24 protein-coding genes and 1 riboswitch are annotated in these 25,647 nt (G+C 69.1%); of the genes, 8 read left to right on the top strand and 16 right to left on the bottom strand.

Annotation, left to right across the window (positions count from 1 at the left end):
* Positions 1 to 35: 35 nt before the first annotated feature.
* From ACFWN2_RS32530 to typA, 7 genes are all read right to left on the bottom strand, one after another.
* Positions 36 to 1,028, bottom strand: coding sequence for an ABC transporter ATP-binding protein (locus ACFWN2_RS32530; protein WP_382433984.1), 993 nt, complete (start codon positions 1,026 to 1,028; stop codon positions 36 to 38).
* The gene (locus ACFWN2_RS32525; RefSeq protein ID WP_382433982.1) at positions 1,025 to 2,188 is read right to left on the bottom strand and encodes an ABC transporter ATP-binding protein; all 1,164 of its coding nucleotides are present in this window, start codon (positions 2,186 to 2,188) and stop codon (positions 1,025 to 1,027) included. Before ACFWN2_RS32525 ends, ACFWN2_RS32530 begins: the two co-directional genes overlap by 4 nt.
* The gene (locus tag ACFWN2_RS32520) at positions 2,188 to 3,120 is read right to left on the bottom strand and encodes an ABC transporter permease (RefSeq protein WP_382433980.1); all 933 of its coding nucleotides are present in this window, start codon (positions 3,118 to 3,120) and stop codon (positions 2,188 to 2,190) included. The genes ACFWN2_RS32525 and ACFWN2_RS32520 overlap by 1 nt, the downstream gene beginning before the upstream one ends.
* Positions 3,113 to 4,111: an ABC transporter permease gene (locus tag ACFWN2_RS32515; protein ID WP_382433978.1), complete on the bottom strand. Its 999-nt coding sequence runs from the start codon at positions 4,109 to 4,111 to the stop codon at positions 3,113 to 3,115. The genes ACFWN2_RS32520 and ACFWN2_RS32515 overlap by 8 nt, the downstream gene beginning before the upstream one ends.
* 92 nt (positions 4,112 to 4,203) lie before the next feature.
* Positions 4,204 to 5,982 carry an ABC transporter family substrate-binding protein gene (locus ACFWN2_RS32510; RefSeq protein ID WP_382433976.1) on the bottom strand — a complete coding sequence of 593 codons (1,779 nt, stop codon included), beginning with the start codon at positions 5,980 to 5,982 and terminating at the stop codon, positions 4,204 to 4,206.
* Between the two features lie 300 nt (positions 5,983 to 6,282).
* The gene (locus ACFWN2_RS32505; protein ID WP_382433974.1) at positions 6,283 to 7,944 is read right to left on the bottom strand and encodes an ABC transporter family substrate-binding protein; all 1,662 of its coding nucleotides are present in this window, start codon (positions 7,942 to 7,944) and stop codon (positions 6,283 to 6,285) included.
* A 270-nt stretch (positions 7,945 to 8,214) separates the two neighbouring features.
* A complete protein-coding gene (gene typA / locus ACFWN2_RS32500) occupies positions 8,215 to 10,110 on the bottom strand; it encodes a translational GTPase TypA (protein ID WP_382433972.1) in 1,896 nt (631 codons plus the stop codon).
* Between the two features lie 165 nt (positions 10,111 to 10,275).
* On the opposite strand from typA, the gene ACFWN2_RS32495 reads away from it, so the two are divergent.
* Both ACFWN2_RS32495 and ACFWN2_RS32490 read left to right on the top strand, forming a co-directional pair.
* Positions 10,276 to 10,431, top strand: a complete 156-nt coding sequence (locus ACFWN2_RS32495) for a hypothetical protein (protein WP_382433970.1) — start codon at positions 10,276 to 10,278, stop codon at positions 10,429 to 10,431.
* Complete coding sequence (locus ACFWN2_RS32490) at positions 10,428 to 11,285, top strand: S41 family peptidase (protein WP_382433968.1); 858 nt, start codon at positions 10,428 to 10,430, stop codon at positions 11,283 to 11,285. The genes ACFWN2_RS32495 and ACFWN2_RS32490 overlap by 4 nt, the downstream gene beginning before the upstream one ends.
* 80 nt (positions 11,286 to 11,365) lie before the next feature.
* Here the strand turns inward: ACFWN2_RS32490 and ACFWN2_RS32485 are convergent, their stop codons facing one another.
* Complete coding sequence (locus ACFWN2_RS32485) at positions 11,366 to 11,668, bottom strand: YciI family protein (RefSeq protein WP_382433966.1); 303 nt, start codon at positions 11,666 to 11,668, stop codon at positions 11,366 to 11,368.
* Between the two features lie 179 nt (positions 11,669 to 11,847).
* Between ACFWN2_RS32485 and trpS the strand changes: the two genes are divergently transcribed.
* Entirely contained in the window at positions 11,848 to 12,771 is a 924-nt protein-coding gene (gene trpS, locus ACFWN2_RS32480) for a tryptophan--tRNA ligase (RefSeq protein ID WP_382433964.1), read from the top strand.
* Here the strand turns inward: trpS and ACFWN2_RS32475 are convergent.
* From ACFWN2_RS32475 to ACFWN2_RS32465, 3 genes are read right to left on the bottom strand one after another with little or no spacing between them, the layout of a single operon-like run.
* The gene (locus tag ACFWN2_RS32475) at positions 12,764 to 13,537 is read right to left on the bottom strand and encodes a (deoxy)nucleoside triphosphate pyrophosphohydrolase (RefSeq protein WP_382433962.1); all 774 of its coding nucleotides are present in this window, start codon (positions 13,535 to 13,537) and stop codon (positions 12,764 to 12,766) included. The genes trpS and ACFWN2_RS32475 overlap by 8 nt on opposite strands.
* 9 nt (positions 13,538 to 13,546) lie before the next feature.
* Positions 13,547 to 14,806 carry a sensor histidine kinase gene (locus ACFWN2_RS32470; RefSeq protein ID WP_382433960.1) on the bottom strand — a complete coding sequence of 420 codons (1,260 nt, stop codon included), beginning with the start codon at positions 14,804 to 14,806 and terminating at the stop codon, positions 13,547 to 13,549.
* Positions 14,803 to 15,516 carry a response regulator transcription factor gene (locus ACFWN2_RS32465; RefSeq protein WP_382434068.1) on the bottom strand — a complete coding sequence of 238 codons (714 nt, stop codon included), beginning with the start codon at positions 15,514 to 15,516 and terminating at the stop codon, positions 14,803 to 14,805. Before ACFWN2_RS32465 ends, ACFWN2_RS32470 begins: the two co-directional genes overlap by 4 nt.
* A gap of 156 nt (positions 15,517 to 15,672) precedes the next feature.
* On the opposite strand from ACFWN2_RS32465, the gene ACFWN2_RS32460 reads away from it, so the two are divergent.
* From ACFWN2_RS32460 to ACFWN2_RS32450, 3 genes are read left to right on the top strand one after another with little or no spacing between them, the layout of a single operon-like run.
* On the top strand, positions 15,673 to 16,746 hold the full coding sequence (locus tag ACFWN2_RS32460) for an outer membrane lipoprotein carrier protein LolA (protein ID WP_382433958.1): 1,074 nt from the start codon (positions 15,673 to 15,675) through the stop codon (positions 16,744 to 16,746).
* Positions 16,743 to 17,747 carry an ABC transporter ATP-binding protein gene (locus tag ACFWN2_RS32455; protein WP_382433956.1) on the top strand — a complete coding sequence of 335 codons (1,005 nt, stop codon included), beginning with the start codon at positions 16,743 to 16,745 and terminating at the stop codon, positions 17,745 to 17,747. Before ACFWN2_RS32460 ends, ACFWN2_RS32455 begins: the two co-directional genes overlap by 4 nt.
* Positions 17,744 to 18,550: an ABC transporter permease gene (locus ACFWN2_RS32450; protein WP_382433955.1), complete on the top strand. Its 807-nt coding sequence runs from the start codon at positions 17,744 to 17,746 to the stop codon at positions 18,548 to 18,550. The genes ACFWN2_RS32455 and ACFWN2_RS32450 overlap by 4 nt, the downstream gene beginning before the upstream one ends.
* Here ACFWN2_RS32450 and ACFWN2_RS32445 read toward each other — a convergent pair.
* The 4 genes from ACFWN2_RS32445 to ACFWN2_RS32430 all read right to left on the bottom strand — a co-directional run bounded on the left by ACFWN2_RS32445 (position 18,547) and on the right by ACFWN2_RS32430 (position 22,846).
* Positions 18,547 to 19,302, bottom strand: coding sequence for an SDR family oxidoreductase (locus ACFWN2_RS32445; protein WP_382433953.1), 756 nt, complete (start codon positions 19,300 to 19,302; stop codon positions 18,547 to 18,549). The two genes, ACFWN2_RS32450 and ACFWN2_RS32445, sit on opposite strands and share 4 nt — an antisense overlap.
* Positions 19,303 to 19,314: 12 nt before the next feature.
* Positions 19,315 to 20,265 carry an ABC transporter ATP-binding protein gene (locus ACFWN2_RS32440; RefSeq protein ID WP_382433951.1) on the bottom strand — a complete coding sequence of 317 codons (951 nt, stop codon included), beginning with the start codon at positions 20,263 to 20,265 and terminating at the stop codon, positions 19,315 to 19,317.
* Complete coding sequence (locus ACFWN2_RS32435) at positions 20,265 to 21,872, bottom strand: ABC transporter permease (protein ID WP_382434066.1); 1,608 nt, start codon at positions 21,870 to 21,872, stop codon at positions 20,265 to 20,267. The genes ACFWN2_RS32440 and ACFWN2_RS32435 overlap by 1 nt, the downstream gene beginning before the upstream one ends.
* A complete protein-coding gene (locus ACFWN2_RS32430; protein ID WP_382433949.1) occupies positions 21,848 to 22,846 on the bottom strand; it encodes a thiamine ABC transporter substrate binding subunit in 999 nt (332 codons plus the stop codon). Before ACFWN2_RS32430 ends, ACFWN2_RS32435 begins: the two co-directional genes overlap by 25 nt.
* Positions 22,841 to 22,951: riboswitch (TPP riboswitch) on the bottom strand. (Overlaps the previous gene by 6 nt.)
* 34 nt (positions 22,952 to 22,985) lie before the next feature.
* Between ACFWN2_RS32430 and ACFWN2_RS32425 the strand changes: the two genes are divergently transcribed.
* Positions 22,986 to 23,279 carry a 4a-hydroxytetrahydrobiopterin dehydratase gene (locus ACFWN2_RS32425; protein WP_382433947.1) on the top strand — a complete coding sequence of 98 codons (294 nt, stop codon included), beginning with the start codon at positions 22,986 to 22,988 and terminating at the stop codon, positions 23,277 to 23,279.
* Between the two features lie 104 nt (positions 23,280 to 23,383).
* Complete coding sequence (locus ACFWN2_RS32420; RefSeq protein ID WP_382433945.1) at positions 23,384 to 24,319, top strand: glycoside hydrolase family 88 protein; 936 nt, start codon at positions 23,384 to 23,386, stop codon at positions 24,317 to 24,319.
* Here ACFWN2_RS32420 and ACFWN2_RS32415 read toward each other — a convergent pair.
* Entirely contained in the window at positions 24,236 to 25,450 is a 1,215-nt protein-coding gene (locus ACFWN2_RS32415; RefSeq protein WP_382433943.1) for a mannosyltransferase, read from the bottom strand. The two genes, ACFWN2_RS32420 and ACFWN2_RS32415, sit on opposite strands and share 84 nt — an antisense overlap.
* Positions 25,451 to 25,647: the final 197 nt, after the last annotated feature.

Below are 25,647 nucleotides of genomic sequence, written 5' to 3'. Positions count from 1 at the left end.
CCTTTGCTAAAGATCCGAACATCGCGGTGCGAACGTCACACCACCGAACGTTCCTCCGCGAAGTGGCACGCGGAGAGCGTTCCCTCCGGCCCACCACGCCGTTCCAGCTTCGGTTCCTCGGTCGCGCAGATGTCCTGCGCCTTCCAGCACCGCGTGCGGAACCGGCACCCCGACGGGGGGTTGACCGGCGACGGCACGTCACCCGTCAGCACGATCCGCTGGCGCTGGCGCTCCGCCTTCGGGTCCGGCATCGGCACGGCGGACAGCAGCGCCTGCGTGTACGGGTGCATCGGCTTGGCGTAGATCGCCTCGCGCTCGCCCATCTCGATGATCTTGCCGAGGTACATGACCGCGACCCGGTCCGAGATGTGCCGCACCACCGAGAGGTCGTGCGCGACGAACAGGTACGCGAGCCCGAGCCGTTCCTGCAGCTCCTCCAACAGGTTCACGACACCGGCCTGCACCGAGACGTCCAAAGCGGACACCGGCTCGTCCAGCACCAGGAACCGCGGGTTCAGCGCGAGTGCGCGGGCGATGCCGATGCGCTGGCGCTGGCCGCCGGAGAACTCGTGCGCGTAGCGGTTGCGGTGCTCGGGGTTGAGGCCCACGAGCTCCATCAGCTCGTTGACCCGCCGCTGCACGCCGCCTTCGACGCCGTGGATCACCAGGGGTTCCGCGATGATGTCGTTGACCTGCCACTTGGGGTTCAGCGACGCGTACGGGTCCTGGAAGACGATCTGGATGTCCTTGCGCAGGGGACGCAGCTGCTTGTTGCTCATGGACGTGAGCTCGCGGCCCTCGAACTTCACCGAGCCCGAGGTCGGCTTGTGCAGCTGCAGGATCGCGCGTCCGGTCGTGGACTTGCCGCAGCCCGACTCGCCGACGAGGCCGAGCGTCTCACCGGGGTGCAGCGTGAACGACACGCCGGACACGGCCTGCACCGTGCCGATGTTGCGCGGGATGATCCCCTTGCCGCGCACGGGGAACTCCTTGACGAGGTCGGTGACCTCCAGCAGCGGAGCGGTCACTTCGCCTCCTCATCAGAAACCAGGGTGCCGTGCACGGCGGTCACTTCGAGCGACTCGTCGGGGTTGGCCGCGGCGAACGCGGCCGGGTTCTCGACCGTGCCGATCTCGTCGTGCAGGAACAGCCGTTGCGGCGTCTCGATCGTCGCCAGGTGCTCCCAGCGGTGGCACCGGGTGCGGTGGTTCGACGCGCCGGCCTCCTCCAGCTCCGGCTCCCACTCGTGGCACACGTCGGTGACGAGCGGGCAGCGCGGCGAGAACGAGCAGCCGGTCGGCAGGTTCACCAGGGACGGCGGGGCGCCCTTGATCGGGGTGAGCCGCTTGCCCAGCGTGGACGGGTTGGGCACCGAGCCCAGGAGTCCCACGGTGTAGGGCATCCGCGGCCGTTCGAAGACGTCGTCGACCGGGCCCGACTCGACCACGGTGCCGCCGTACATCACCTGCACGCGGTTGACCATGCCCGCGACCACGCCGAGGTCGTGCGTGATCATGATGATCGCCGCGTCGGTCTCGGACTGCAGGCGCAGCATGGTGTCGAGGATCTGCGCCTGCACCGTCACGTCGAGCGCGGTGGTCGGCTCGTCGGCGATGATCACGCTGGGGTCGTTGATGATCGCCATCGCGATCACCACGCGCTGCCGCATGCCGCCGGAGAACTCGTGCGGGTACTGCGACGCGCGCTTGTCCGGCTGTGGGATGCCGACCAGTTCCAGTGCCTCGACCGCCTTGGCCCACGCCGCCTTCTTGGAGACGTCGTGGTGCGCGCGGTAGGTCTCGGCGAGCTGCCACCCCACGGTGTAGACGGGGTTCAGCGACGTCATCGGGTCCTGGAAGATCATCGCGATGTGCTTGCTGCGGAACGGCTGCATCTGCTTGTAGCTGCGGCCGTTCAGCTCCTCACCGCGGTAGCGGATCGAGCCCTCGATGACGGCGTTCTTGGGCAGCAGGCCCATGATCGCCATGGACGACACGGACTTGCCGGAGCCCGACTCGCCGACGATGCCGAGCACGTCGCCCGAGTTGAGGTCGAACGAGACGTTGCGCACGGCACGGACGTCGCCGTCGTCGGTCGGGAAGGTGACCGACAGGTCCTTGACCGAGAGCAGCGGTGCGGTGGTGTTGGAGGGCAGGAAGTCCTCCGACAGTTCGGAAACGGAAGTCATCAGGCACGCACCTTCGTCTGCCTCGGGTCGAACGCGTCGCGCAGGCCGTCACCGATGAAGTTGACGGCGAGGGAGAGCGACACGAGCACGATGAACGGACCCCAGAACAGCCACGGGCGGTTCATGAACTGCCCGTAGTTCTCCAGCACGATCACGCCGAGCGAGGTGTCCGGGGGCTGGACGCCCAGTCCCAGGAACGACAGCGCGGCCTCGGTGAGGACCGCGGCCGCGATCGCCAGCGTGGCGTTGACCGTGATGCTGCCGATCATGTTCGGCACGAGGTGCTTGAAGATGATGCGCGGGGTGGAGGCGCCACAGGCACGCGCGGCCTCGACGAACTCCCGTTGTGCCAGGGAAAGCGTCTCACCGCGCGTGATGCGGGCGATCTGCATCCACGCGAACGCGGCGAGCACCAGCGCGACGACGTACCAGCTGCCGGAGAACCCCTTGACGACGATCGCGGCGACCGCGATCTGAGGGATGATCAGCAGCAGGTCGACGAGACGCATCAGCGCGGTGTCCACGAACCCGCGCAGGTATCCCGCCAGTGCACCGAACGTCACGCCGACCGCGGTGGCCAGCGCGGCCACGATCAACGCGATCTGCAGCGAGTAACCGGTGCCGCGCATGAGCAGCGCGAGCATGTCCTTGCCGACCTGGGTGGTGCCGAGCGGGTGGGTGCCGCTCATCGGCTGGTAGGACTTGCTCGTCACGTCCTCGAAGTCGTAGGTCCAGATGAACGGGCCCACGAACGCGAACAGGACGAGGAAGACGAAGACGCCGAGGCTCACCATCGCGAGCCGGTGGCGCAGGAAGCGACGCAGGACCAGCTGGCCCTGCGTGCGGGTCTTGGAGGCGTCGAACTCGTGCGAGTCTGACTGGGGTGCGCTGTTGACCACGCCGCCCTCGGACGCCAAGTTGATGTTAGCCAAGGCGAATCCTAGGGTCGAGGACGCCGTAGACGACGTCGGCGATGAGGTTGAACAGCACGATGAGGGTCGCGGTGACCGCGAGCCAGCCCATCAGCATCGGCGGGTCGAACTGCCGCACCGAGTTGACGAGCAACGTGCCCATGCCGGCCCAGCCGAACACGGTCTCGGTGATGATCGCGCCGGACAGCACGGCACCGAAGTTCAGCGAGAACAGCGTGGCGACGGGGATGAGGGCGTTGCGGAACGCGTGGCGGAAGATCACCCGGCCCTGCGAGATGCCCTTGGCCCGCGCGGTGCGCACGAAGTCCGAGTGCAGGATCTCCAGCATCGACGCGCGTTCGAACCGGCTGTAGGCGGCGAAGCTGATCAGCATCAGCGCGACCGTCGGCAGCAGGAACGTGCCGGTGTACTTGAAGATCACCTCTCCGAAGCTGCCGCTGAAGCCACCCGGTCTCGGACCGGCGGTGGTGAGCCAGCGGTCCAGCCCCATCGACTCCAGGACGTTGTTGAACTGGATGCCGTAGTTCTTCACGATGACCGCGACGCAGAAGATCGGCATCGAGAACATGAGGAACGCGGTGCTGGTGGCGAGGTAGTCGAAGATCGAGTACTGGCGCACGGCGGCGAGCACGCCGACCGAGACACCCAGTGTGAGGGCGAGGAGTTCGGCACCGATGACGAGCCGTCCGGTGGTCCACAGCGCGTCGGTGACGGCGGGGTAGACGGCGGTCTTGGCCTGGCCGAGGGCGATGCTCTGGCCCCAGTCACCGGACACGAAGTCGGTGAGCCAGTTCCAGTAGCGGACGACGACGGGCTGGTCGAGGCCGAGGGAGACCTCGGCGGCCTTGATGTCGGCTTCGGTGACACCGGGCCGGAATCGCATCTCCGCCAAGGGGTTGCCGGCGGTGGCGACGAGGACGTAACAGGCGAAGCTGCCGATCAGCAGGATGGGTACCGAGATCAGCAGGCGCCGGATGATGTAGCGGATCACGACGAGCTCCCTAGGGGGCAACCCGCTCGGGCGGGGCCGGACTCGTGGTCCGGCCCCGCCCGCTCAGGCGTTGCGCACTTCAGCTATGGCGATTACTTGGTCTGCCACTCGTTGGCGTTCCACAGCGCGCCGTAGTAGCTCTGGAAGTACACCCGGTCCAGACCCTTGAAGGCCCACATGTTCGGCATCTGGAACAGCGGCAGCGAACCGTAGGAGTTCGCCAGCGCCGCGTCCGCCTCGGACCAGAACTTCAGCGAGTCCGCGATCGCGGTCTGCGACACGGCCTTCTTCATGGCCTCGTCGGCCGCCGGGACCGTCAGGTTCTGCCAGTTCTGGCCACCACCGGTCTCGTAGATCGACTTCTTGCCGCCCTTGAACGGCGAGCCGGACCACGCGAACAGCGCGACGTCGTAGTCACCAGCGGAGACGCGCTCGTCGAGGAAGTTCGGGTCGGTGTCGTCCTTGATCTCGATGCCGGCTTCCTTGCACTGGCCCTGGATCAGCTCGACGGTCTGCTTGCGGCGCGGGATGTCGGTGTGGCTGATGCGGAAGGAGGCACGCGTGCCGCCCTTCGCGAACACACCGTCGGCACCCTGGGCCCAGCCGGCGTCGGTCAGGATCTTCTTGGCCTCGGTCGCGTCGCCCTTGGCCTTGTCGCCGTAGACGTCCTTGTAGCCCTCGTCCTTCGGGAAGAAGATCAGGCTGCCCATCGGCTTGGCGTCGGCCTGCACCTCGGTGATGAGCTTGTCGATGATGTCCTGGCGCTTGATGCACATGAAGAAGGCCTTGCGGATCTCTTCGTTGGCCAGCACCGGGTTCTTGAACTGGATGTCCAGGTGCTCGAACGACAGGCCGGGGCCCGCGCCGAACGTGACGCCCTGGGCGTTGAGGCCCTTGAGCTTGGTGGCCGCGTTCGCGTCCGGCTGGGCGAAGGAGTTGACGGCGAGCTCACCGTTCTCCAGCGCCTGCGCCTGCGCGACGGGGTCCGGGATCGCCTTGAGGATGATCTTGGCGGGACCACCGGCCTTGCCGGCCCACTTGGGGTTGCGCTCCAGCGTCACCGACTGGTTGGGCTCGAAGCCGGTCAGCACGTAGGAACCCGCGCCGGGCATGAGGTCCTTGGTGAAGCCGTTCCACTTCTCGTTCCAGAAGTCAGCGGCCTTCTGGATCTCGGCGGGGTCGCTGCCCTTGTTGAGCTTGGTGATGTCCGCGACGCCGGCGTTCTTCTCGAGGATGTGCGCCGGGAGGACGTCGTTGTTGAACATGTCCTCGTAGTCCGGGTACGGGTCCGAGAACGTGCCGACGAACGTCTGGTCGTCCTTGCACTCACCGGTCATCAGGTCGTACCCGGTGGTACCGGCCGGCTTGAAGAACTTGCTGCCGTCGGCCTTCTTGGACGAGTTGCTCTGCGTGAACCACGCCATGTAGAAGTCGTCGCAGTCCCAGGCCTCGCCGTCGGACCAGCTGACGCCCTTCTTCAGCTTCCACGTGACGACCTGCGGAGACTTCGAGGTGACCTCGATCGAATCCATGACGTCCTTGTTCAGGATGACCTTGTTGTTGCCGTTCAGCAGGTGCGCACCAGGCTGCACGAGCGTCAACGCGAACGTGTTGTAGGACTGGTTGGCGTCCTCGGTCGCGTTGTTGTACGAGGTGAACGGCTTGTCGGTCGAAACGACGACCTGGTCGCTCTGCTTCGTATCCGGTGCGGTGTAGCCGTCCGCGGACTCACCGCGGGCGGTCGCCATCTCCGCGACGGTGGCGTCTCCACCGTCGGCGTCGCTCGTTCCGCCGCCACCACCGCAGGCACCCAGCACGAGAGACGCGCTGGCGACCAGCGCGATCGCCGGAAGTGCTTTGGTTCTCCTCATCGACACGTGCCCTCCTAGCACTGGGCGGCCGTGGCCAGGTCGGCATGCACGCCCATAACCGAGATGTGCCATACGCGCCCCGAACCGGCACATCGTGGGCAGCACCGTAAGAACCCGCTGAGGTAGTGGTCACTACCTGGGAGGGGGATCGTGACCCAATGGAAACAGGTTGTTGCGCGGCGCAATGGCCCGATTACCGGGCGAAAGCGTTCGTTGACCGGGCGACTGGAATTCTGTCAACGAAAACGGCCGAACGTAGCAACGCGGAAAGGGCGCGCGCAACGCAATTTCAGGCGCCGGCTACTTGTCGAGCCGCCGCCATTCGGGCGCACCGCTGAGCACGCCCGCCAGGGGTGCCCCGGTGTCGACTCCTGAAACCGTCGGGAGCACACCGAGCAGGTCGACGATCTGGAAGAGCGGCACCGACACGGCCTGAGCCGCGATCAACGGCTCGACGCGGGCCAGCACGTCCGACAGGAGCACCTTGCCGTTGAGCGCGGCGTCGATGTCGGCCTGGATCACCGGGTCGCAGAAGCCCGCCGGGTTCTGCGGGCCGGGCGTCGCCCCGTCCGGAGCGTCACCGGTGCAGCCGAACTCGCTCGCGAGGGCCGCCGCCGAGTCGCCCGCGTCGACCCGCGGCACGACCGCGATGTCCACGTCGGACTCGGTGAGCTGCTTGCTGAAGAGCTCCTCGGCGTTCGGGGTGACGACCTCGGAGTCGATCCCGCGCTCGGCGAGCTGGGCCTTGATGCGGTTCGCGATGCCGGCGTACGGCTCGGTCTTCTCCGGCGCGGCGATCCTCAGCTTCAGCGCCTTGCCGGCCTTCTGCCACTCCGCGCCGGTCTTCGCGTACCCGGCCTCGGTCAGCAGCTGCTCGCTCGCCGCCACGTCGAGCGTGTTCGCGGTGATGGACTTCGCGTACCCGGCTCGGCTCGGCGGCACCACGTACGAGTCGGCGCGGAACGGGGCGCTGGGCCCGCTCTGCGTCCCGAACGCGATGAGCGCCTCCCGGTCGAGAGCGGCCACGATCGCCTTGCGCGTCTTCACGTCCTTGAGCTGCTCGCTCGCGGGCCGCAGCAGCACCTGCACGACCTCGTTGCGCGGCACCGGCTTCGTGGTGACGTCCTTGATCTCCTTGAACAGGTTCACGTCCGAGGCGTCGGCGCGCAGCAACGCGGCCTGGTTGTCGCCTTTGGACAGTGACTCGGCCATCGCGCTGTGCGTGGACCTGCGGATGACGACCCGGTCGAGCGTGGTCGGCGTCTCCCAGTACCGGTCGCTGCGCTCCAGCACGACCTCGCCGCGCGGCTCGTCCAGGCTGCGCATCTGGAAGGGGCCCGCGGTGGCGGGGAACCCGGTGGCGAGCACGTTCGACCACGTGCCGGGCGCGTCCTTGAGCAGGTGCGCGGGCAACAGGTTCGCGAAGAGCGACCGCCAGCCGGGGAACGGCTTGCCGAAGGCGACCTCGACGACCTTGCCGCCCTCGCGCGCGCTGATGTTGTTGATGAGCCTGTAACCCGCCGGATCCACCACTCCCGGCTCTGCCCTCATACGCTGCCAGAGGTAGTAGAAGTCCTCGGCGGCGATGGGAGCGCTGTCCGACCAGCTGGCGTCCTTGCGGATCGTGTAGGTGACGGTGAACGGTTCGGCCTTCGTGACCTTGGCGCTCACCACGAGGTTGCGGTCGAGCTGCGGCGCGCCGTCGTTGCCCGGCCGGAACACGCTCGGCAGCAGCAGCGAGCTGAGCGCCGTCGTGATGGGGCTCTGGGCCGCGAGGGCGTGCGGGTTGTAGCCGCCCGCCACGTCGTCCACGCCGACCACGATCTCGGTGACCTTGGGTCCCGTGGTGGTGATGACGGGAGCCTCGGACGCCGGCACGAGAGGCGGAGGAGGCGCGTTCGTGCACGCCGCCGCAGCGCCGCACAGCACAGCAGCGACTAGAACTCCCCCAAGTCGCCTCATGGTCCTCACATTGCCAGAAGAGTGGTGGTGGCGTTCGGGCAACCCAGGTTTTGTCACCCGCGCCACTACGGGTGACGTGTGGCGGCGGCGCCGGGTTGCTCACCCGGTGGGTAGTACGGCTCACCTGGACAGGTGGTTCGCTGCCGGAGTCGGCTGGTTTCCCCGCTTCGAAACGCCGTGAGCGGGTACCGGAGGGCTGTGCACCCCGGACACGACGGAGGGCGGCCAGGCCATCGGCCCGGCCGCCCTCGTCAGGCGTTCAGATCAGCGTCAGCCGCGCGCCTTGAGACGCGAGCGCTCGCGGCCGCGCAGGTTGGCGTCCAGCGTGACCTTGCGGACGCGGATGACCTCAGGGGCCACCTCCACGCACTCGTCGGACGCGCAGAACTCCAGCGCCTCCTCCAGCGAGAGCTTGCGGGGACGCGCCAGGGTCTCCATCACGTCGGCCGTGGAGGAGCGCATGTTCGTGAGCTTCTTCTCGCGCGTGATGTTGACGTCGAGGTCCTCGGCGCGCGGGTTCTCACCCACGACCATGCCCTCGTACGCGTCGGCACCCGGCTCGACGAAGAACGTGCCGCGGTCGGCCAGCTGGATCATCGCGTAGGCGGTGATGGAGCCGGTGCGGTCGGCGACCAGGGAGCCGTTGTGGCGGGTGCGGATCTCGCCCGCCCACGGCGCGTAGCCCTCGGACACGGCGTTCGCGATGCCGGTGCCGCGGGTCTCGGTGAGGAACTCGGTGCGGAAGCCGATCAGGCCGCGCGACGGGACCACGTAGTCGAGCTTGATGCGGCCCGTGCCGTGGCCCGACATGTTCTCCATGCGGCCCTTGCGGTTCGCCAGCAGCTGCGTGACGGCGCCGAGGTGCTCCTCGGGGCAGTCGACGGACAGGCGCTCGAACGGCTCGTGGATCTTGCCGTCGACGGTGTGCGTGACCACCTGGGGCTTGCCCACGGTCAGCTCGAAGCCCTCGCGGCGCATCTGCTCGACCAGGATGGCCAGCGCCAGCTCACCGCGGCCCTGCACCTCCCAGGTGTCCGGGCGCTCGGTCGGCAGGACCTTCACCGACACGTTGCCGACGAGCTCGGCGTCGAGACGGGCCTTGAGGACGCGGGCGGTGAGCTTGGTGCCACCGTTGCGACCGGCCAGCGGCGAGGTGTTCACACCGACGGTCATCGAGATGGCCGGCTGGTCGACCGTGATCCGGGGCAGCGCCTCGGGGGTCTCGGCGTCGGCCAGCGTGTCACCGATGGTGATGTCCGCGATGCCGGCGATGGCGACCAGGTCGCCCGCACGGGCGAACTCGGCCGGGATGCGGTCGAGGGCCTCGGTGATGAGGAGCTCGGTGATGCGGACCTTCTGCGGCTCGCCGTCCTCGCGGCACCACGCCACGGTCTCGCCCTTGCGCAGCGTGCCGCGGTGGATGCGGCACAGCGCGATGCGGCCGAGGAAGGTGGAGGCGTCGAGGTTGGTGACGAGCGCCTGCAGCGGCCCGTCGACGTCGACGTGCGGAGCCGGGATGTGGTCGAGCAGCACCTGGAACAGCGTGTCCAGGTTCTCCTCGTCCGGCAGGCCGCCGTCCTCGGGCTGCGTCAGCGACGCACGACCGGCACGCGCGGACGCGTAGACGACCGGCAGGTCCAGCACCGACTCGTCGGCGCCGACCTCGGTCGCGAGGTCGAGCAGCAGGTCGTGGGCCTCGTCGACGACCTCGGAGATCCGGGCGTCGGGACGGTCGACCTTGTTGACCAGCAGGATCACCGGCAGGCCGGCGGCGAGGGTCTTGCGGAGCACGAAGCGCGTCTGGGGCAGCGGGCCCTCCGACGCGTCGACGAGCAGGACGACACCGTCGACCATGGACAGGGCACGCTCGACCTCACCACCGAAGTCGGCGTGGCCGGGGGTGTCGACAACGTTGATGATCACGTCGCCGTCCGGCGTGTGCCGACGCACAGCCGTGTTCTTGGCGAGGATCGTGATGCCCTTCTCGCGCTCGAGCTCGCCCGAGTCCATGACCCGGTCGACGAGCTCGGCACGCGCGGAGAAGGCACCGGACTGGCGCAGCATGGCGTCGACCAGGGTGGTCTTACCGTGGTCGACGTGCGCGACGATCGCGACGTTTCGCAGGTCAGTGCGCGTCTGAAGGGCAGACGCGGTGGCCGTGGGCACGCAGAACTCCTAGAGCTTCGAAGGCGTTGGAGGGGCTCGCGCCGGACACTTCGATGCGCAGGGCCGTTGCTGATACTACCGGCTGCGTCGCCATTACCACACAAGAGTGCCAGTGAAGTGAGCCTCACCTACTCTAGCGATACGTGTCGGAGTGGAGTTCAACCAGTGGGTAAAAAGCTCAAGAAGAAGTGCTGCCGCTCGAAGCCCCAGTGCAAGCGCTGCCCGGTCCCGTACCTGCTCAAGGAACGTGACAAGGCCCGCAAGAAGGCCGCCAAGAAGGCGGAGAAGGCGGCCAAGAAGGCCCTCAAGAAGGCCGCTTGAGACCCGCCGGGGCAGGGGCGTACCTGGACACGGCTTTAGGCCTTCTCCAGCGTCACTCGATCGAAAGCGCGGGGGCCGACTGGCCCGCACTACGTGCCGAAGCTCACGCCGCCGCTGCCTCCGCGCACGCCCCGGAGGACACCTACGACGCGATCCGGGGTGCGATCGCCGCCCTCGGCAACCCGCACACCCACCTGATCACGGCCGAACGCGCGGCCTCACCGCGGCGCCACGCCATGCCGACCGGTCGGTTGATCGACGGAACCGGATGGTTGGTCCTGCCCCCGACGCACTCGCGCCACGGGCGCGCGTACGTCACGGCGGGCCTGAGGGCGCTGAGAGACCTGATCGCGAAACGACCGACCGGTTGGGTGGTCGACGTGCGCGGCAACGGCGGCGGCGACATGCACCCGATGCTCACCGTGGTCGCCCCGCTGCTCGGGGAGGGCGAACGGGGCAGGTTCGTCGGCCCGCACGGCTCCACGGGCTGGGGTGTCCGCCGCCGCCACGTCTACAACGGAGCGCGGACGGCGTTCTGGTGGCGCAGGGTCCCGGCCGCCAGGACCGAGCCGGTGGCGGTGCTCGTCGACGGCCGCACCGCGAGCTCCGGCGAGGCGGTGCTGATCTCGTTCCTCGGCGGCCCGGACGTCCGCACCTTCGGTGAGCCCACCGCCGGGTACGCGACGGCGAACCAGGCGTTCCCGCTCCCCGACGGCGCACGGCTCGCGATCACGACGGCGCTCATGGCCGACCGGACCGGCCGGACGTACGGCAACGCCCCGGTCGTCCCGCAGGCGGTCGTCGACGGCGACGCGCTCACAGCGGCGATCGAGTGGCTGGCCGGACGGGGCTAGTGCGCGTCCCGGAAGGTCGTCTGGCTGCAATGGCGGCCGAAGGCCCGCGCCTGCCAGCGGACGAACCTCGGGGACACGCGCTAGTGCTGGAGCACGGCCTCGTTCAGCTTCGAGAGCTCGGGCGCCGTCCGCGTCGCCTCGAACTCGCAGACCTCGTACTTGACGAGCTTCTGCACGGCCCACGGGTCCGTGGCGAGCAGCGCGTCGAGCTTGCCCCGGGGCATGGGGCGCGTGATGATCACGCCGCCCGTCCTCGGCACCTGACGCCCCGAAGCGAGGAACAGGCCTCGCTCGTACTGCTTCTCGACCCACTCGCGGTGGTCGGGGAGGGCGTAGTCGATCTGTTCCAGCGGCGCGACGTACTTGAGCAGCACGATGAACATGCTTTGACGGTAGCCCTATACTGACGATCGTGCGCATCCTCAACGCCTTCTGGCAGGCCGCTTTCAGGCGGCCGGAGTAGCAGCGCGCAGACACCACTGACGCGAACACCTGGGCCGCCCCGACGGGCGGCTTTTTTGATGCGTTCCGGACGGGCGGTCCCCCACCGAGAGGACCGATCATGATCCGGCTTTCCGCCATCACGCCGTCCGGCCAGGTGCACCTGGGCAACTACCTGGGGGCGCTGCGCACGTGGGCGAAAGAAGGCACCCACGAGGACGTGTACTTCATCAGCGACCTGCACGCGATGACGTCGTCGCACAACCCGCAACGGCTGCGATCGATGACGCGCGAGCAGCTCGCGGTGCTCGTCGCGTCCGGCATCGACCCGGCCAGCGTGTGCGTGCAGAGCGACCTCATCCGCGAGCTGGGGGCGCTCAACTGGGTCCTGGAGTGCACCTGCACCTACGGGGAGGCGGCGCGGATGATCCAGTTCAAGGAGAAGTCGCTCGGGCGCGAGTCGGTGCGGCTGAGCCTGCTCACCTACCCGGTGCTGATGGCGGCGGACATCCTGTTGCAGGGCACGGCTGAGGTGCCGGTCGGCGAGGACCAGCTGCAGCACGTCGAGCTGGCCCGTGCGCTCGCGCGGCGCTTCAACCACGCGTACGGGGACGCGTTCATCGTGCCGACCGCCGTGGTGCCGAAGGTCGGCGCGCGCATCAAGGACCTGTCGGACCCCGGTCGCAAGATGGACAAGTCGGCGCAGAACTCGGCGGGGGTCGTGTTCGTGCTCGACGAGCCGGACCTGGTGCGGCGCAAGGTCCGCAGGGCCGTGTCGTCGACCGAGGGCATCGCGAACCTGACCGAGATCCTCGCCTCGTGCACCGGCAAGGAGCCAGAGGACCACACGAGCAGGTTCGCCGAGCTCAAGGACGTCGTGGCCGAGGCGATCATCGAGGAGCTGCGGCCCGTGCGCGACCGCACGCTGGAACTGCTCGCCGACCCCGCGGAGCTCGACCGGATCCGCCAGGCCGGTGCCGAACGGGCCCAGGAACGCGCCCAGCACCGGCTGAACGCGGCCCTGCGCCTGTCCGGGCTCAGTTGAACAGCTCCTGAAGGGCAGGCACCAGCACCCGGTCGGCCGGCAGCCAGTCCACGCCGGGCAGCTCGCCGGCGGTGAGCCACCGGACAGCGTTGTGCTCCAACGCTTCCGGCTCACCGCCGGCGAGTTCCGCGGCGAAGATCCGCAGCACCAGATCGCGCTTCAACGGCACGTCGGGACCGACCTGCGGGCCGACGACGACGGAGACACCCAGCTCCTCCACGCACTCGCGCACCAGCGCGTCCTCGGGCTTCTCGCCGGGCTCGACCCGCCCGCCGGGCAGTTCCCACTGCCCCGCATGGCTTTCCGGGTACGAACGCTGCTGCGCGAGCAACCGTCCATCCCGGACGACCGCCGCGCCGACCACCACACGCGCCCCTGCCAGCTCCGCACAGCGACGGGACAGCAGCGCCGAGCGCTTCTGCAGCACCCGCAACGCCGTCCCGCGCGCGACCGTCACGTCCGCGACCCGCCCGACGACCCCGCGCACGGACGTCCACGAGACCCGGTCGATCACCATCGTCCCGGCACCGGTGACCACGAGATCCGTGTGCAGCTCCAGGAAACCGCCCGCGGCGGACACACCGGACAGGTCGGCACGCGTCACCCGCAGCCGGACCCCGAACGGCCCGGTGAGCTCATCTCCCAGGCACAGCAACGGACCGGCGACCGTGACACCGAACCCCGTGATCAGCGACGTGTCCAACAGGGCACCCGCGACCACCGAAACAGGCGCGTCGACCAGTGCCGACGCTCGCAACTCTGGCACCGGAGCTTGCTACCAGGACGGCCAGCGGATCTCCAAACGCGCACCACCGGCGGGCGACTCCGCGGCCCGCACGGACCCGCCGCGGCGCTGCACGAGGTGCGAGACGAGCGCGAGCCCCAGCCCGAACCCGCCGGACCGGCGGCCGCGGTCCTCCTCCACCCGGTAGAACCGGTCGAACACCTTGGTCCGGTGTTCCGCCGGGATCCCGTGGCCGTCGTCGTCCACGATCAGCCGCACGTCCCGCCCCACCGGCACCAGCGTCAGCGTGATCGTCGAGTACGCGTACCGGGCGGCGTTGCGCAGCAGGTTGTCCAGCACCAGCTCGACCTCGGACCGCGCGGCCGACACCAGGCACGCCGACGGCGGCGCGTTCAGCCGCACCAGCAGCTCCGCGTCGAGCCGCGAGATCGCCGCCTCCGCCTCCAGCACCAGGTCCACGGCCTCGGCGCGCGGCGGTCGCCCGGTGTCCGCCCGCGCCAGGATCAGCAACGACTCCACCAGCGCGCTGAGCCGGATCGACTCCTCGACCACCGACTCCAGCACCTCGATGGAGAAGTCGGGGTCCGGGTGCGCCACCGCGACCTCGGCCTGCGCGCGCACCGACGCGACCGGCGACCGCAGCTCGTGCGCCGCGTCCCCCGTGAAGCGCCGCAACCGGTCCGAGGCCTCGTCGCGCCGGGTCAGCAACGCGTTCAACGCCTCGGCCAACGCCTGCAGCTCGTCGCGCGCGAGCGGCACCGGCAGCCGTTCGCCGTGCGGCAGCTCCCCCGCCGCCATCCGCATCCGTTCGACGGGCCGCAACGACGAGCGCACCGACAGCCAGGTCGCGATCCCCACCAGCCCGGCCACCAGCACCGCCGCGACGGCCAGCCAGCGCGTGCCCAGCGTGTTGGCCTTCCCGTACCCGAGCAACGTGCTCGCGTAGACCTCGATCCTGGGCGTCCCGTCGCCGGAGAACACCACCTGCCCGCGGAACCTGAGCGCGGACTCCCCCTCCAGCCGCAGCACCGGTTCCCCTGACCTCAACGCCCGGATGTCCTGCGCCGTCAGGGGAAGCGGCGGCCCCCCGTCCACGGGCACCCCGGCCACGTCCAGCAGGCGCGGCTCCGACTTGGCGAGCTCCTGGTCCACCGCCGTGATCTGGATCAGCCCGATCAACGCCGGCGCGAGGCCTGTGAAAGCCAGCAGGCACAGCAACGCCACCCCGGTGGCCACCACGGTGATGCGGAAGCGCAGTGTGCGCCGCAACCACCAGCGGCGAGGGTTCACCTGTTCCCCAGCGCGCTGTCGAGGTCCGGAGTGGACGCGATGTACCCGTGCCCGCGAATGGTCCGCACGACCTCGCCCGCCCCGACGGCCTCCAGCTTGCGCCGCAGGTACCCGACGTAGACCTCGACGGCGTTGCGGGTGGCGGCCTGCTCGTCCCCCCAGACGGTCCGCAGCAGCTCGTCCTTCGTCACCACGGACCCGGCGCGCGACGCCAGCACGTCGAGCACCGCGTACTCGCGCGGCGACAGCGACACGTCCTGCCCGCCCCAGCTGACCTCGCGCAGCCCGCGGTCGATCACCAGGTGCCCGAGCGTCAGCTTCCGGCGCGCCCCGCCCCCGCGCCTGAGCAACGCCCTGACCTGCGCGACCAGCACCACGAAGCTGAACGGCTTGACGAGGTACCCGTCGGCGCCGAGGTCGAGGCCGTCGGCCTGGTCGATCTCCCCGTCCTTGGCCGACACCATCAGCACGGGCGTGCGCACGCCGTCGGCCCGCATGCGCTGCAGCACCCGGTACCCGGACAGGCCGGGCAGCATGATGTCGAGCAGCACCACGTCGAACGCCCCCGTCAACGCGACCCGCAGCGCCGTGGGCCCGTCGGAGGCCGTGACGACCTCCATGCCCTCGGCCGACAGGCCGCGCTCCAACGCCCGGCGCACGCCGACTTCGTCGTCCACGACCAGCACTCGAGGCTTCACACCGCACAGCATGCCGCCCACGGCTCTCAGCTGCCCGCAAGATCTCAGCCGACTCTCAGAAAACAGCGTGCCGCGGGCGGGAAACCGCAGGTCGGAGTAGTCTCAGCTCCATCTCAGCAACCCACCACCAAGCTATGGGTACAAGCCCTTGGAGGAGGGGAACCACTGATGAACAAGCGAAAGGTGACCCTGGCCGCCGCGGCGGCCGGTGTGATCACCGGAGCGGCAGGCCTGAGCCTGCTCGCGATGCCGGCGGGTGCGGGCCAGCCGCCCACGCTGCCGGACGTCTCCCCGGAGTCGCTCGTCGAGCAGGTCCTGACGAGCAAGCCCGGAGCGTTCGGCGGCACCGTGCAGGTCGACAACAAGCTCGGCCTGCCGTCGATCGCGGAGATCCCGCAGCTCGCCGACGGCAAGCACAGCGCGCGGATCTGGACGGACGGCAACGGCAAGTTCCGCGCCGCACTGCCGAACGGCCAGTCCGAGCAGACCATCGTGAACGACGGCACGACCACGTGGTCGTGGAACTCCGCGGACAACGAGGTCACGAAGGCCGAGCACAAGGCCGACGAGCCGAAGCCGGCCGACGAGAAGGCGAAGTCGGTCGACCCGGCCGAGGCGGCCAAGCAGGTCGTCGGCCTGACCAAGGAGTTCAGCGACATCAGCGTCGACGGCACCGCGCGGGTCGCGAACCGTGCCGCCTACGAGCTCGTGCTGACCCCGAAGGCCAGCGAGAAGACGCTGATCCGCGAGGTGCGGATCGCCGTCGACTCGGAGCTGAAGATGCCGCTGCGCGTCGCCGTCCTGACCAACGGCACGGCGGAGCCCGCGGGCACCGTCGGGTTCACCGAGATCAACGTCGGCCCGCAGGACTCGAAGCTGTTCGAGTTCACGCCGCCGGCCAACGCCAAGGTGACCACGCCGGAGGCCAAGGAGGAGAAGGGTCGCGACCGCAAGCCCGAGCTGGGTCTTGAGCAGGCCCTGCAGGGCAAGGACCCGCAGATCTTCGGCACGGGCTGGGACACGGTCGTCGGCGCGAGGATTCCCGCCCAGGCCATGACGCAGGTTCCGGCCGAGGCGCAGGGTCTGGTCGACAGGTTCACCAAGAAGGTGAGCGGCTCCTGGGGTAGTGGCCAGCTGTTCAACACGAAGGTCGCCACGATCCTGATCGCGGACGACGGCCGTGTGGTCGCGGGTGCCGTTCCGGAGCAGGTCCTGTTCGACACGATCGGACAGGTGAAGTGACCACCTCGACCAGCGCGCCGGTGACAGCGCCTTCGAAGACCGCTGTCGCCGCGCGGACCAAGGGACTGCGCAAGGAGTACGGGAGCACGGTCGCCGTCGACCGCGTCGACCTCGAGCTGCCGGAAGGTGCCGTGCTCGGCATGCTGGGCCCCAACGGGTCCGGCAAGACGACCACGATCCGGATGCTGCTCGGGCTGGTCCGCCCCACGCAGGGGGAGATCGAACTGCTCGGAAGGCCGCTGCCTGAGGGAGCCGAGCAGGCGCTGCCCCACGTGGGCGCGCTGGTCGAGGGTCCGGGGTTCCACCCGTTCCTCAGCGGACGGGAGAACCTCGTCAGGTGTGCCGCGTTCGAGCCCTTGCTGCCTCGCAAGGAGATCAAGCAGGCGGTTGAGGACGCCATCGAACGCGTCGGGCTCGCGCAGGCGGCCCACCGCAGGTACCGGGGGTACTCGCTCGGCATGAAGCAACGTCTCGGCCTGGCCGCGGCGTTGCTCGTGCCGCGCAAGCTCGTCGTGCTCGACGAGCCGACCAACGGTCTCGACCCGGCCGGCACGCGGGAGATCCGCAAGATCATCGCGGAGCTGCACGAGGCCGGCAGCACGGTGCTGGTGTCCAGCCACCTGCTCAGCGAGGTCGAGGCGACGTGCACGCACGTGGCCGTGCTGCACCGCGGAACCGTTGTGGCGCAAGGAGAGCTGACCGAGCTCCTGCAGGCGGGGGGATCCGCTCTGCAGGTGATCACGCCGGACGTGGAAAAGGCGTTGAGCGCGCTGAGGCAGGCCAAGATCTCCGCACGGCCGCTCGGTGACGGCCTGCGCGTCGAGCTCGCGGGGACGAGCGCGCCGCAGGTGATCGAGACGCTCGTGCAGGGCGGCGCCCGCGTCTTCGAGGCGACGCGCTGGAAGACCGGTCTGGAGGAGCTGTTCGCGCGGCTCACCGAGGCCGAGGAGGCCGAGCGCGGGATGTCCGCTGTGGACACGCTGGACGGGGGACGGCGATGATCACGCGTCAGTTCGGTTCCGAGGTGCGCTGGATGCTGCGCAGGCCGCGGACCATCATCGGGTTGTTCGGCCTGGTCCTGGTGCCGATCATCATCAGCTTCGGCATCTGGACCGCCGGCGGCGACGAGGGTGGCGGCGGGCCGGGGCTCGCCGCGATCATCCAGGGCAACGGCATGGTCGTGCCGATCTTCACGTTGTTCCTGTCGCTCAACCTGCTGCTGCCGCTGGTGGCGTCGATCTGGGCGGCGGACGGGCTCGCGGGCGAGGCACAGCACGGGACGTTGCGCGGCCTGCTGGTCGCGCCGGTGTCCCGCGTGCGGCTGCTGTTCGTGAAGCTCTTCGGCCTCACCGCGATGTCGTTGTTCGCCGTCACGCTGATGGCGGTCGTAGGCATCATCGCCGGCACCGCGTTCCTCGGCTCCGACGGCATGATGACGTTGTCCGGCACCACTTTGGGCACCGCCGAGGGCCTGCTGCGGATCGCGTTGTTCGTGGTGCTGGTGACGTTCCAGATGGTGTCGATCGGCGCGGTCGCCCTCGCCGTCTCGGCGACCACCGAGCACCCGCTGGTGGTGCAGGCGGCGACGATGACGTCGATCATCGTGTTCCAGGTGCTGTCGCAGTTCCCGTCGCTCGACTGGCTGCACCCGTTCCTGATCACGACGGGCTTCCCCGGGCTGATCGACGTGATGCGCGACCCGATCCCGCTCGACCAGATCTGGGACAGCACGCTGCTCGCCGGCTGCTACCTGCTGATCGGCACGGGCCTGGCCGCGATGCGCCTGATCACGAAGGACAACTAGCGCCGGAAACCGCCTTCGCTGTTGATCACCTGACCGGTGATCCAGGCAGCGTCGCCGGTGCACAGCCAGGAGATCAGCCGGGCGGCGTCGTCCGGCTGACCCCAGCGCCTGTGCGGCATCCGCTCGTTGACCAGTTCCGTGAGCTCCGGTCCGGCCCACCCCGTGTCGGTCGGGCCGGGGTTCACGGCGTTGACGGTGATGCCACGCTCGGCCAGCTCGTGCGACAGCGTCGCGACGATCGCCGCCAGCGCCCCCTTCGACGCCGCGTAGGCGACCTCGCCGGGCATCGGCCCGAGGTTCTGCCCGGACGTCAGGAACACCACCCGGCCACCGTCGTCCCCGGTCCACTGCTTGGCAAACGCTTGCGCGAGCAGGATCGACGACCGCGTGTTGACGGCGTAGTGCTCGTCGAGCATCACCGCCGTCAGCTCGCCCAACGCCCCGTCGCCACCGGACCGCGCGTGGTTGCACACCAGCACGTCGACCCGTCCGAAGACCTCGACGGCCGCGGCCACCAACTCCTCCGGCGCCTCGGGCCGGGCCAGGTCGACGCCCAGCCCCTGAGCACCCAGATCCCCCAACACCTCGCTCACGTCATCGGCGCCCCACGGCTGTGAGGCGTCGTGCGCGACGTGGTGCTGCACGAACAGCTCGGCGCCCAGCCCGCGCAGCCGCGAGGCGATCGCGTAGCCGATTCCCTGCCGCCGGCTCACACCCGTGACCAGCGCGACGCGTCCTTCAAGAAGTCCCATAGGGCTCCATGACTACCCGACGCGCGCGACGCCGTCCAAGTCAATTGCGAGCCGCACGCGGTCGCCGACGGACACCGGCCCCACGGCCTCGTACTCCTCGCCGCCGATCTCCACGAGCAGCCGCACGTGATCACGCCGGTGGACCCGTTCGACGACGGTGCCCTCCAGGAGCCCGTCGGAGTCGACCCGCAGCGCCGTGGCCCGCAGCCCGACCCGTTCGACGTCCAGCCCGACGAACGAGCCGGGCACGAACTTGTTGCAGCCCAGGAACTTCGCCGTCTCCACGTCGACCGGTGACGACCACACCTCTGCCGGTGGCCCGACCTGGACGATCCGGCCGCGCGACATGATCGCCACGCGGTCGGCCAGCATGAACGCCTCGTCGTGGTCGTGCGTCACTACCAGGGCCGTGGTCGCGGCCTCTCGCAGCAACCGCGCCAGGTCGACCGCGAGCTGTTCGCGCAACGCCCTGTCCAGCGCCGACAGCGGTTCGTCCAGCAGCAGCAACCGGGGCGACGGCGCCAAAGCCCGTGCCAGCGCGACCCGTTGCTGCTCACCGCCGGACAGCTGCGTGACCCGGCGATCGGCATAGCCTTCGAGCCCGACCAGTTCCAGCAGCGACAGCACGCGCTTGTCGCGCGCCTCGCGCTCGGTCTTCTTCATCCGCAGGCCGAACGCCACGTTCCCCGCGACCGTGCGGTGCGGGAACAGCTGGCCGTCCTGGAACACGAGCCCGAACTCACGGCGGTGCACCGGAACGCCGGCCAGGTCGGCGGAGTCCCACCGCACCGCACCGGAAGAGGGCTTCTCCAGCCCCGCGACCGTGCGCAGCAACGTCGACTTCCCGCAGCCGGACGGCCCGAGCAGCGCGACGACCTCGCCGTCCGCCACCTCCAGCGACACGTCCGACACCGCGGCCGTCTGTCCATAGCGGACGGTGATCGAGTCCAGTTCCAGTGCCATCAGAACTCCCCGCTGCTCGGCACGCGCAACCGTTCGATCAGCAGCACGCACCCGACCGTCACGACCATCAGCAGCGCGCACGCCGCGTAGGCCATCTGGCTGTTCAACTCCCCCGGCCGCGACATCAGCCGCGCGATCACCACCGGCAGCGTCGGCGCGTCCGGGCGGGCCAGGAAGCTCGTCGCCCCGAACTCCCCCAGCGCCACCACGTACCCGAATCCCGCTGCCGCAACCAAAGACCGGCCGACCAGCGGCAGGTCGACCTCACGCCACACGCGCGCCGGAGATGCACCCAGGGTCGCCGCCGCCTGCCGCAGCCGTTCGTCGACCGCCCTCAGCACCGGCAGCACCATCCGCACGATCAACGGCGTCACCACCAGCGCCTGGGCCAGCGGCACCAGCATCGGCGACGTGCGGAAGTCGCCGGGCAGCGCGTCCATCGTGATCAGGTAGCCGAAGCCGACCGTCACAGCAGACACCCCGAGCGGCAGCATCAGCGCGGTGTCGAGCACCTCGGCGAACCGTGCCCCCGACCGGCGCAACCCGACCAGCACGACAGCCGAGAACACCCCGACCACCAACGCCACCAGGGTCGCGTCGAAGGCCGTCCGCAACGAGTTCACCGCCGCGTCGATCCCGGTCACCGCCAGCGTTCCCCGGTCACCACGGGTGTTCAGCGCGACGTACCCGGCGAAGCTCCAGCCGTCCCGTGTGGACAGTGACCGGGTGATCAACCCGACGACCGGCGTCAGCAGCGCCACCACGACGGCGAACGCGGCGGCCACCACGTACCACTCACCGCCGGTGGGCGTACGGGCCAGCTCTTCCCTGCCCCGCAACGCCAGCGCGGTCTCGCGCCGACGCCGGGCCAACGCGCCCAGCACCAGCACGGCGAGCACCGCGGCGAACTGCAGCAACGACAGCGCGGCCGCCCCGGACAGGTCGAACAGCTCGACCGTCCGCAGGTAGATCTCGGTCTCCAGCGTCCGGTACCGCGCCCCGCCCAGCACCAGCACGACGCCGAAACTCGTGGCGCAGAACAGGAACACCACCGCCGCGGCCGACCCGATCGCCGGTGCCAGCGCGGGCAGCACGACCGACACGAACGCCCGCGGCCGTGACGCGCCGAGCGCACGGGCCGCGTCCTCAGCGCGTCGATCCGTGTGCGCCCACAGCCCACCGACGGTCCGCGCGACCACGGCGACGTTGAAGAACGCGTTGGCCAGCACGATCGGCAGCACCCCGCCGTCCGGCCAGAACGTCCGGAAGGCCAGGCCCACCACCACGGTCGGCAGCACGAACGGCACCATCACGGCCGCCCGAACCAACCCCAGGCCACGGATCTTGCAGCGCGCCAGCACGAACGCGAGCGGCATCCCGGCGACGACCGCCACGACCGTCGACGCCAGTGCCTGCCCGAGCGTGAAGCCGACGAGCTCCCACGTGTCCGCCTCGAAGACCGCGGCGAGCACACCGCCCTCGCGCAGGCCGAGGTTGACGATCGCGAGAACGGGCCAGGCGAAGAAGAGCGCGAGGAAGGCCAGCGGCAGCAGTGCCGCCGCCGACCAGCCCGTGCGCGAACTCAGCCCTGCACGAGCTTGCGCCACTGCTCGACCCACGCTTCGCGGTTGTCCTTCACCTTGTCCGCGGGCAGCGACTGCGGCGAAGACGGCAACGGAGCGTCCTTGGCCCACGACTCGGGCAGCGCGACGCCCTCACGAGACGGGTAGACGTACATCTGCTCGGCCACCTGGGCCTGGAACTTCTCGCCCAGCAGGAAGTCGAGGACCTTCTTGGCATCCTCGGTGTTCTTGGCGCCGGACAGCACACCCGCGTACTCGACCTGGCGATAGCAGGTGTCCAGCACGGCCTTGGTCTTGCCGCCCTCTGCCGACGGCGACGACGCGTACGACACGACGATCGGCCGCGTGCCCTTGGTGGCCGAGAACTCCTGGTTGTAGGCCTCTTCCCAGCCGCTCACGACCTTGACGCCGTTGGCCTTGAGCTTGGTCCAGTACTCCTGCCAGCCGTTCTCGCCGTACTTGGCGATCGTGCCGAGCAGGAACGCGAGACCGGGCGACGACGTGGCCGGGTTCTCGACGACCAACTGGTCCTTGAACTTCGGGTCCACCAGGTCGTCGTACGACTTCGGCTCGCCGGCGGTGAGCTTCGCCGGGTCGATGTTCAGGCACACGTCACCGACGTCGACGGCCTGGAGCCGGTTCGTGTCGTCCGCCTTGTACCGCTGGGCGCCCTTCGAGGCCTCCGGCGAGGCGTACTCGGCGAACACGCCCTCGCTCAGAGCGCGCGACGCGAACGTCGAGTCGACGCCGAACGCGACGTCGCCGATCGGGTTCGCCTTGGTCAGCACCAGCTTGTTCGTCAGCTCGCCCGCGTCACCGCTCGCGAGCTGCTTCACGGTGATGCCCGAGGACTTCTGGAACTCGTCCAGCACCTCCTGCTTCACCGCGAACGAGTCGTGGGTCACCAGCGTGACCTCGTGCGACTGCGGCGCGGTCGACGTGCCGGCCGAGCAGCCCGTCAGCGCCAGAGCAGCGAAAACAGCACAAATCCTTCTCACAGCGAAACCTCTCCCTACGCCGGTATGACCCGGATCAGGTGGACGGTCGAGGGCTTGCGAGCCCTCCTCTCAGCCCGGCGCTTCACCGGACTCCCGTGGCAAACGCGCAGCTTACGTGACGTGGTGGGACGATCAGGACATGGCCGAGCTGTTGAGCGACGATCAGTTGAACGACGTGCTGCCCAAGCTGCCCGACTGGAGCGCCCAGGACGCGGCGCTGGTCCGGACCGTGGAGCTGGCGAGCTTCCCCCAAGCGATCATGGTCGTGAACCGGATCGCGGAGATCGCCGAGAACGACAACCACCACCCGGACATCGACATCCGGTACAAGACCCTCACATTTCGCCTGAGCACGCACTACAAGGGAGGAATCACCGCCCTCGACGTGACTCTCGCCGAAGAGATCGACGGAGTCCTGGACGCCCTGAGCTGATTCGGTCAAGATGTGCGCTGCCGCCGCCCGCGGAAATGAGAGGGAACACCCTCATGCGGTTGCGCACATCACTTTTCGTCTTGTTTTTTGCCGGGACGCTGACCGTGATTCCGGCCGCGGCTCAGGCCGTGCCGTGTGCCGTGACGGACACGATGATCAAGGCCAGCGCCACGTGGGTCACCAAGGGTGCCGATCTCGCGGCGAACAACTGGTCCAACGCGGGCTTCCACGTCGGCAACCTCGCGCAGGTGCGGACCACCGGGATCAGCAACCACAAGACGTGGCCGTGGGTGCAGGCGAACTCCTACCTGCTGCCGGTCGACCCGGCGGCCCCCTTCGCCCCGGACGCGCAGGCGACCGGTGAGCCGTACCTCGACGTGGCGTACTTCCACCCGGAGCCCGAGGTGCTGCAACCGTTGCGGGACAACCTGCGCGCCCAGGTGAAGGACGGCGGGAACCACTGGCGGTCGCCCGACGCGCTGAACATGGCGCTGCCGTCGTTCACGCGGATCGCGCTCGCCGACAACGACCAGGCGATGCTCGACTACTCGTTCCGGTCCTACCAAAGCCTGAAAGCCAGGACGTTCAACGAGTTCACGGGCCTGTGGAGCCTGAACGCGCAGACCAACGGCTGGGCCGTGCAGGGCTTGGCGAAGGCGATGCTCGCCCTCCCGGCCGACCACCCGTACCGCGCCGAGTACGCCAGGACGTTGTCCAAGAGCCTCAAGACGCTCAAGTTCCTGCAGCGCCACGACGGCTTCTGGGGCGCCACCGGCAAGGACTCGGCGGCCACCGCGATGATCACCTACGCGATCGCGGCCGGCATCAACGCGGGCGTGCTCGACCGCGCCACCTACCTGCCGCACGCCCAGAAGGGCTGGCAGGCGTTGCTGACCGCGCTCGACGCCGACGGACTGCTCGGCTGGACCGCGGCCCGCAACTCCTGGAGGCCCGCGTCAGCCGGCGACTCGGCTGGGTTCGCCGTCGGCAGCCTTCTCCTCGCCGGTCAGCAACTCGTCCCTCTTACGCCGGGTTGCTAGCCCGATCGCGACCAGCGTGAGCATGCCCGCGGCCGGATAGCCCCAGCCGAGCAGCACGAAGATCCACGGCCGCGGGAAGTCCCAGATGTTCGGCTGGGCGAGCAGCAGGAACGAGATCAGGTAGCCGCCGGTCAGCAGCACCCACAGGCCGGCGGTGATCTTGCAGAGCAGGTGTCCGCCCTCGTAGACCAGCCACAGCAGGGCGGGCACCATCCACACCCAGTGGTGGCTCCACGAGATCGGCGAGACGAGCAGGCCGAGCATCTGGACGCTGACGATCAACGCCAGCACGTCCTTGGTCCTGCTGACCGCGAACCACGTCAACGCGGCGGCGACGAGCACGGCGACGATGTAGATCGCCCCGGTCTTCACGTCGTAGCCGAACGTCCGGCTCAACGCGCCGCGCATCGACTGGTTGATCGCGCTGCCGACCGGCCCGACGCGACTCGCGTCACCGAAGAGCTGGAACCAGAACTTGTCCGACTGCGACGGTGAGATGGCCCAGCCGATGCCGTAGACGACGACAAAAGCGACGAACGACCACACCGCGGCCATCCACCGGCGCTGAATCAGGAAGTACAGCCCCGAAATCGCGGGCGTCAGCTTGATGCCCGCCGCGAACCCGACACCCGCGCCGCCGACCCAGTTGCGCACACTGGCGAGCGTGCCGATGAGGATCGCGACGAGCACCAGGTTGATCTGGCCGTAGTTGAGCGTGGTGCGGACCGGCTCGATCCACAGCGTCAGCGCGGTCCACAGCATCACGCGGCGCGGGTCCTGCAGCTTCAGCAGCTTCAGGGTGACGTGCACGATGTAGTAGAGGCAGCCCAGGCAGATCAGCTGCCAGATCCAGCGCGAGGCCTCCCACGGCACCCAGCTCATCGGCGTGAAGATCGCGGCCGCGAACGGCGGGTAGGTGAACGGCAGCGGGAACACGTCCGCGTACTGGTCGAGCCGCCACTCGTAGAGGTCGCCGGAGAACAGGTGCGGCGACCCGTTGCGGTACACCAGCAGGTCGATCATGGTCATCTTCGTCTGGAACGCGACCATGAACAGGTGCCCGAGCACCGACAACGCGAACAGCCACGGCGCTACGGAGAGCACTCGCGCTTCCACAGCACGGAGTTTCACCCCGAAAACGTTACCCGAGGCAACGTTCCGGGGTACCCCGGCGTCATAAGGACGGGAGAGATCGCAAGAGGGAGTTTTTCTGATCATGTCTGTTGATCTTGTTGTTGCCGCTGTCGCCGCTCTGGCCATGCTGGGGGTCGCGTTCGGAGTGTTCGCTGCTGCCGCACGCGCCAGGAACAACGTGTAAAACCGTTGTG

It is taken from the genome of Lentzea sp. NPDC058436, assembly GCF_042721515.1.
GTDB lineage: Bacteria > Actinomycetota > Actinomycetes > Mycobacteriales > Pseudonocardiaceae > Lentzea.
This window is presented reverse-complemented; position numbering and strand designations above follow the sequence as displayed.

Coding starts and splice junctions, on each gene's coding strand:
- ACFWN2_RS32525 (WP_382433982.1), bottom strand. CDS start 2,188: ATGACTTCCGTTTCCGAACTGTCGGAGGACTTCCTGCCCTCCAACACC.
- ACFWN2_RS32510 (WP_382433976.1), bottom strand. CDS start 5,982: ATGAGGAGAACCAAAGCACTTCCGGCGATCGCGCTGGTCGCCAGCGCG.
- ACFWN2_RS32505 (WP_382433974.1), bottom strand. CDS start 7,944: ATGAGGCGACTTGGGGGAGTTCTAGTCGCTGCTGTGCTGTGCGGCGCT.
- ACFWN2_RS32485 (WP_382433966.1), bottom strand. CDS start 11,668: ATGTTCATCGTGCTGCTCAAGTACGTCGCGCCGCTGGAACAGATCGAC.
- trpS (WP_382433964.1), top strand. CDS start 11,848: ATGATCCGGCTTTCCGCCATCACGCCGTCCGGCCAGGTGCACCTGGGC.
- ACFWN2_RS32465 (WP_382434068.1), bottom strand. CDS start 15,516: ATGCTGTGCGGTGTGAAGCCTCGAGTGCTGGTCGTGGACGACGAAGTC.
- ACFWN2_RS32460 (WP_382433958.1), top strand. CDS start 15,673: ATGAACAAGCGAAAGGTGACCCTGGCCGCCGCGGCGGCCGGTGTGATC.
- ACFWN2_RS32450 (WP_382433955.1), top strand. CDS start 17,744: ATGATCACGCGTCAGTTCGGTTCCGAGGTGCGCTGGATGCTGCGCAGG.
- ACFWN2_RS32445 (WP_382433953.1), bottom strand. CDS start 19,302: ATGGGACTTCTTGAAGGACGCGTCGCGCTGGTCACGGGTGTGAGCCGG.
- ACFWN2_RS32440 (WP_382433951.1), bottom strand. CDS start 20,265: ATGGCACTGGAACTGGACTCGATCACCGTCCGCTATGGACAGACGGCC.
- ACFWN2_RS32425 (WP_382433947.1), top strand. CDS start 22,986: ATGGCCGAGCTGTTGAGCGACGATCAGTTGAACGACGTGCTGCCCAAG.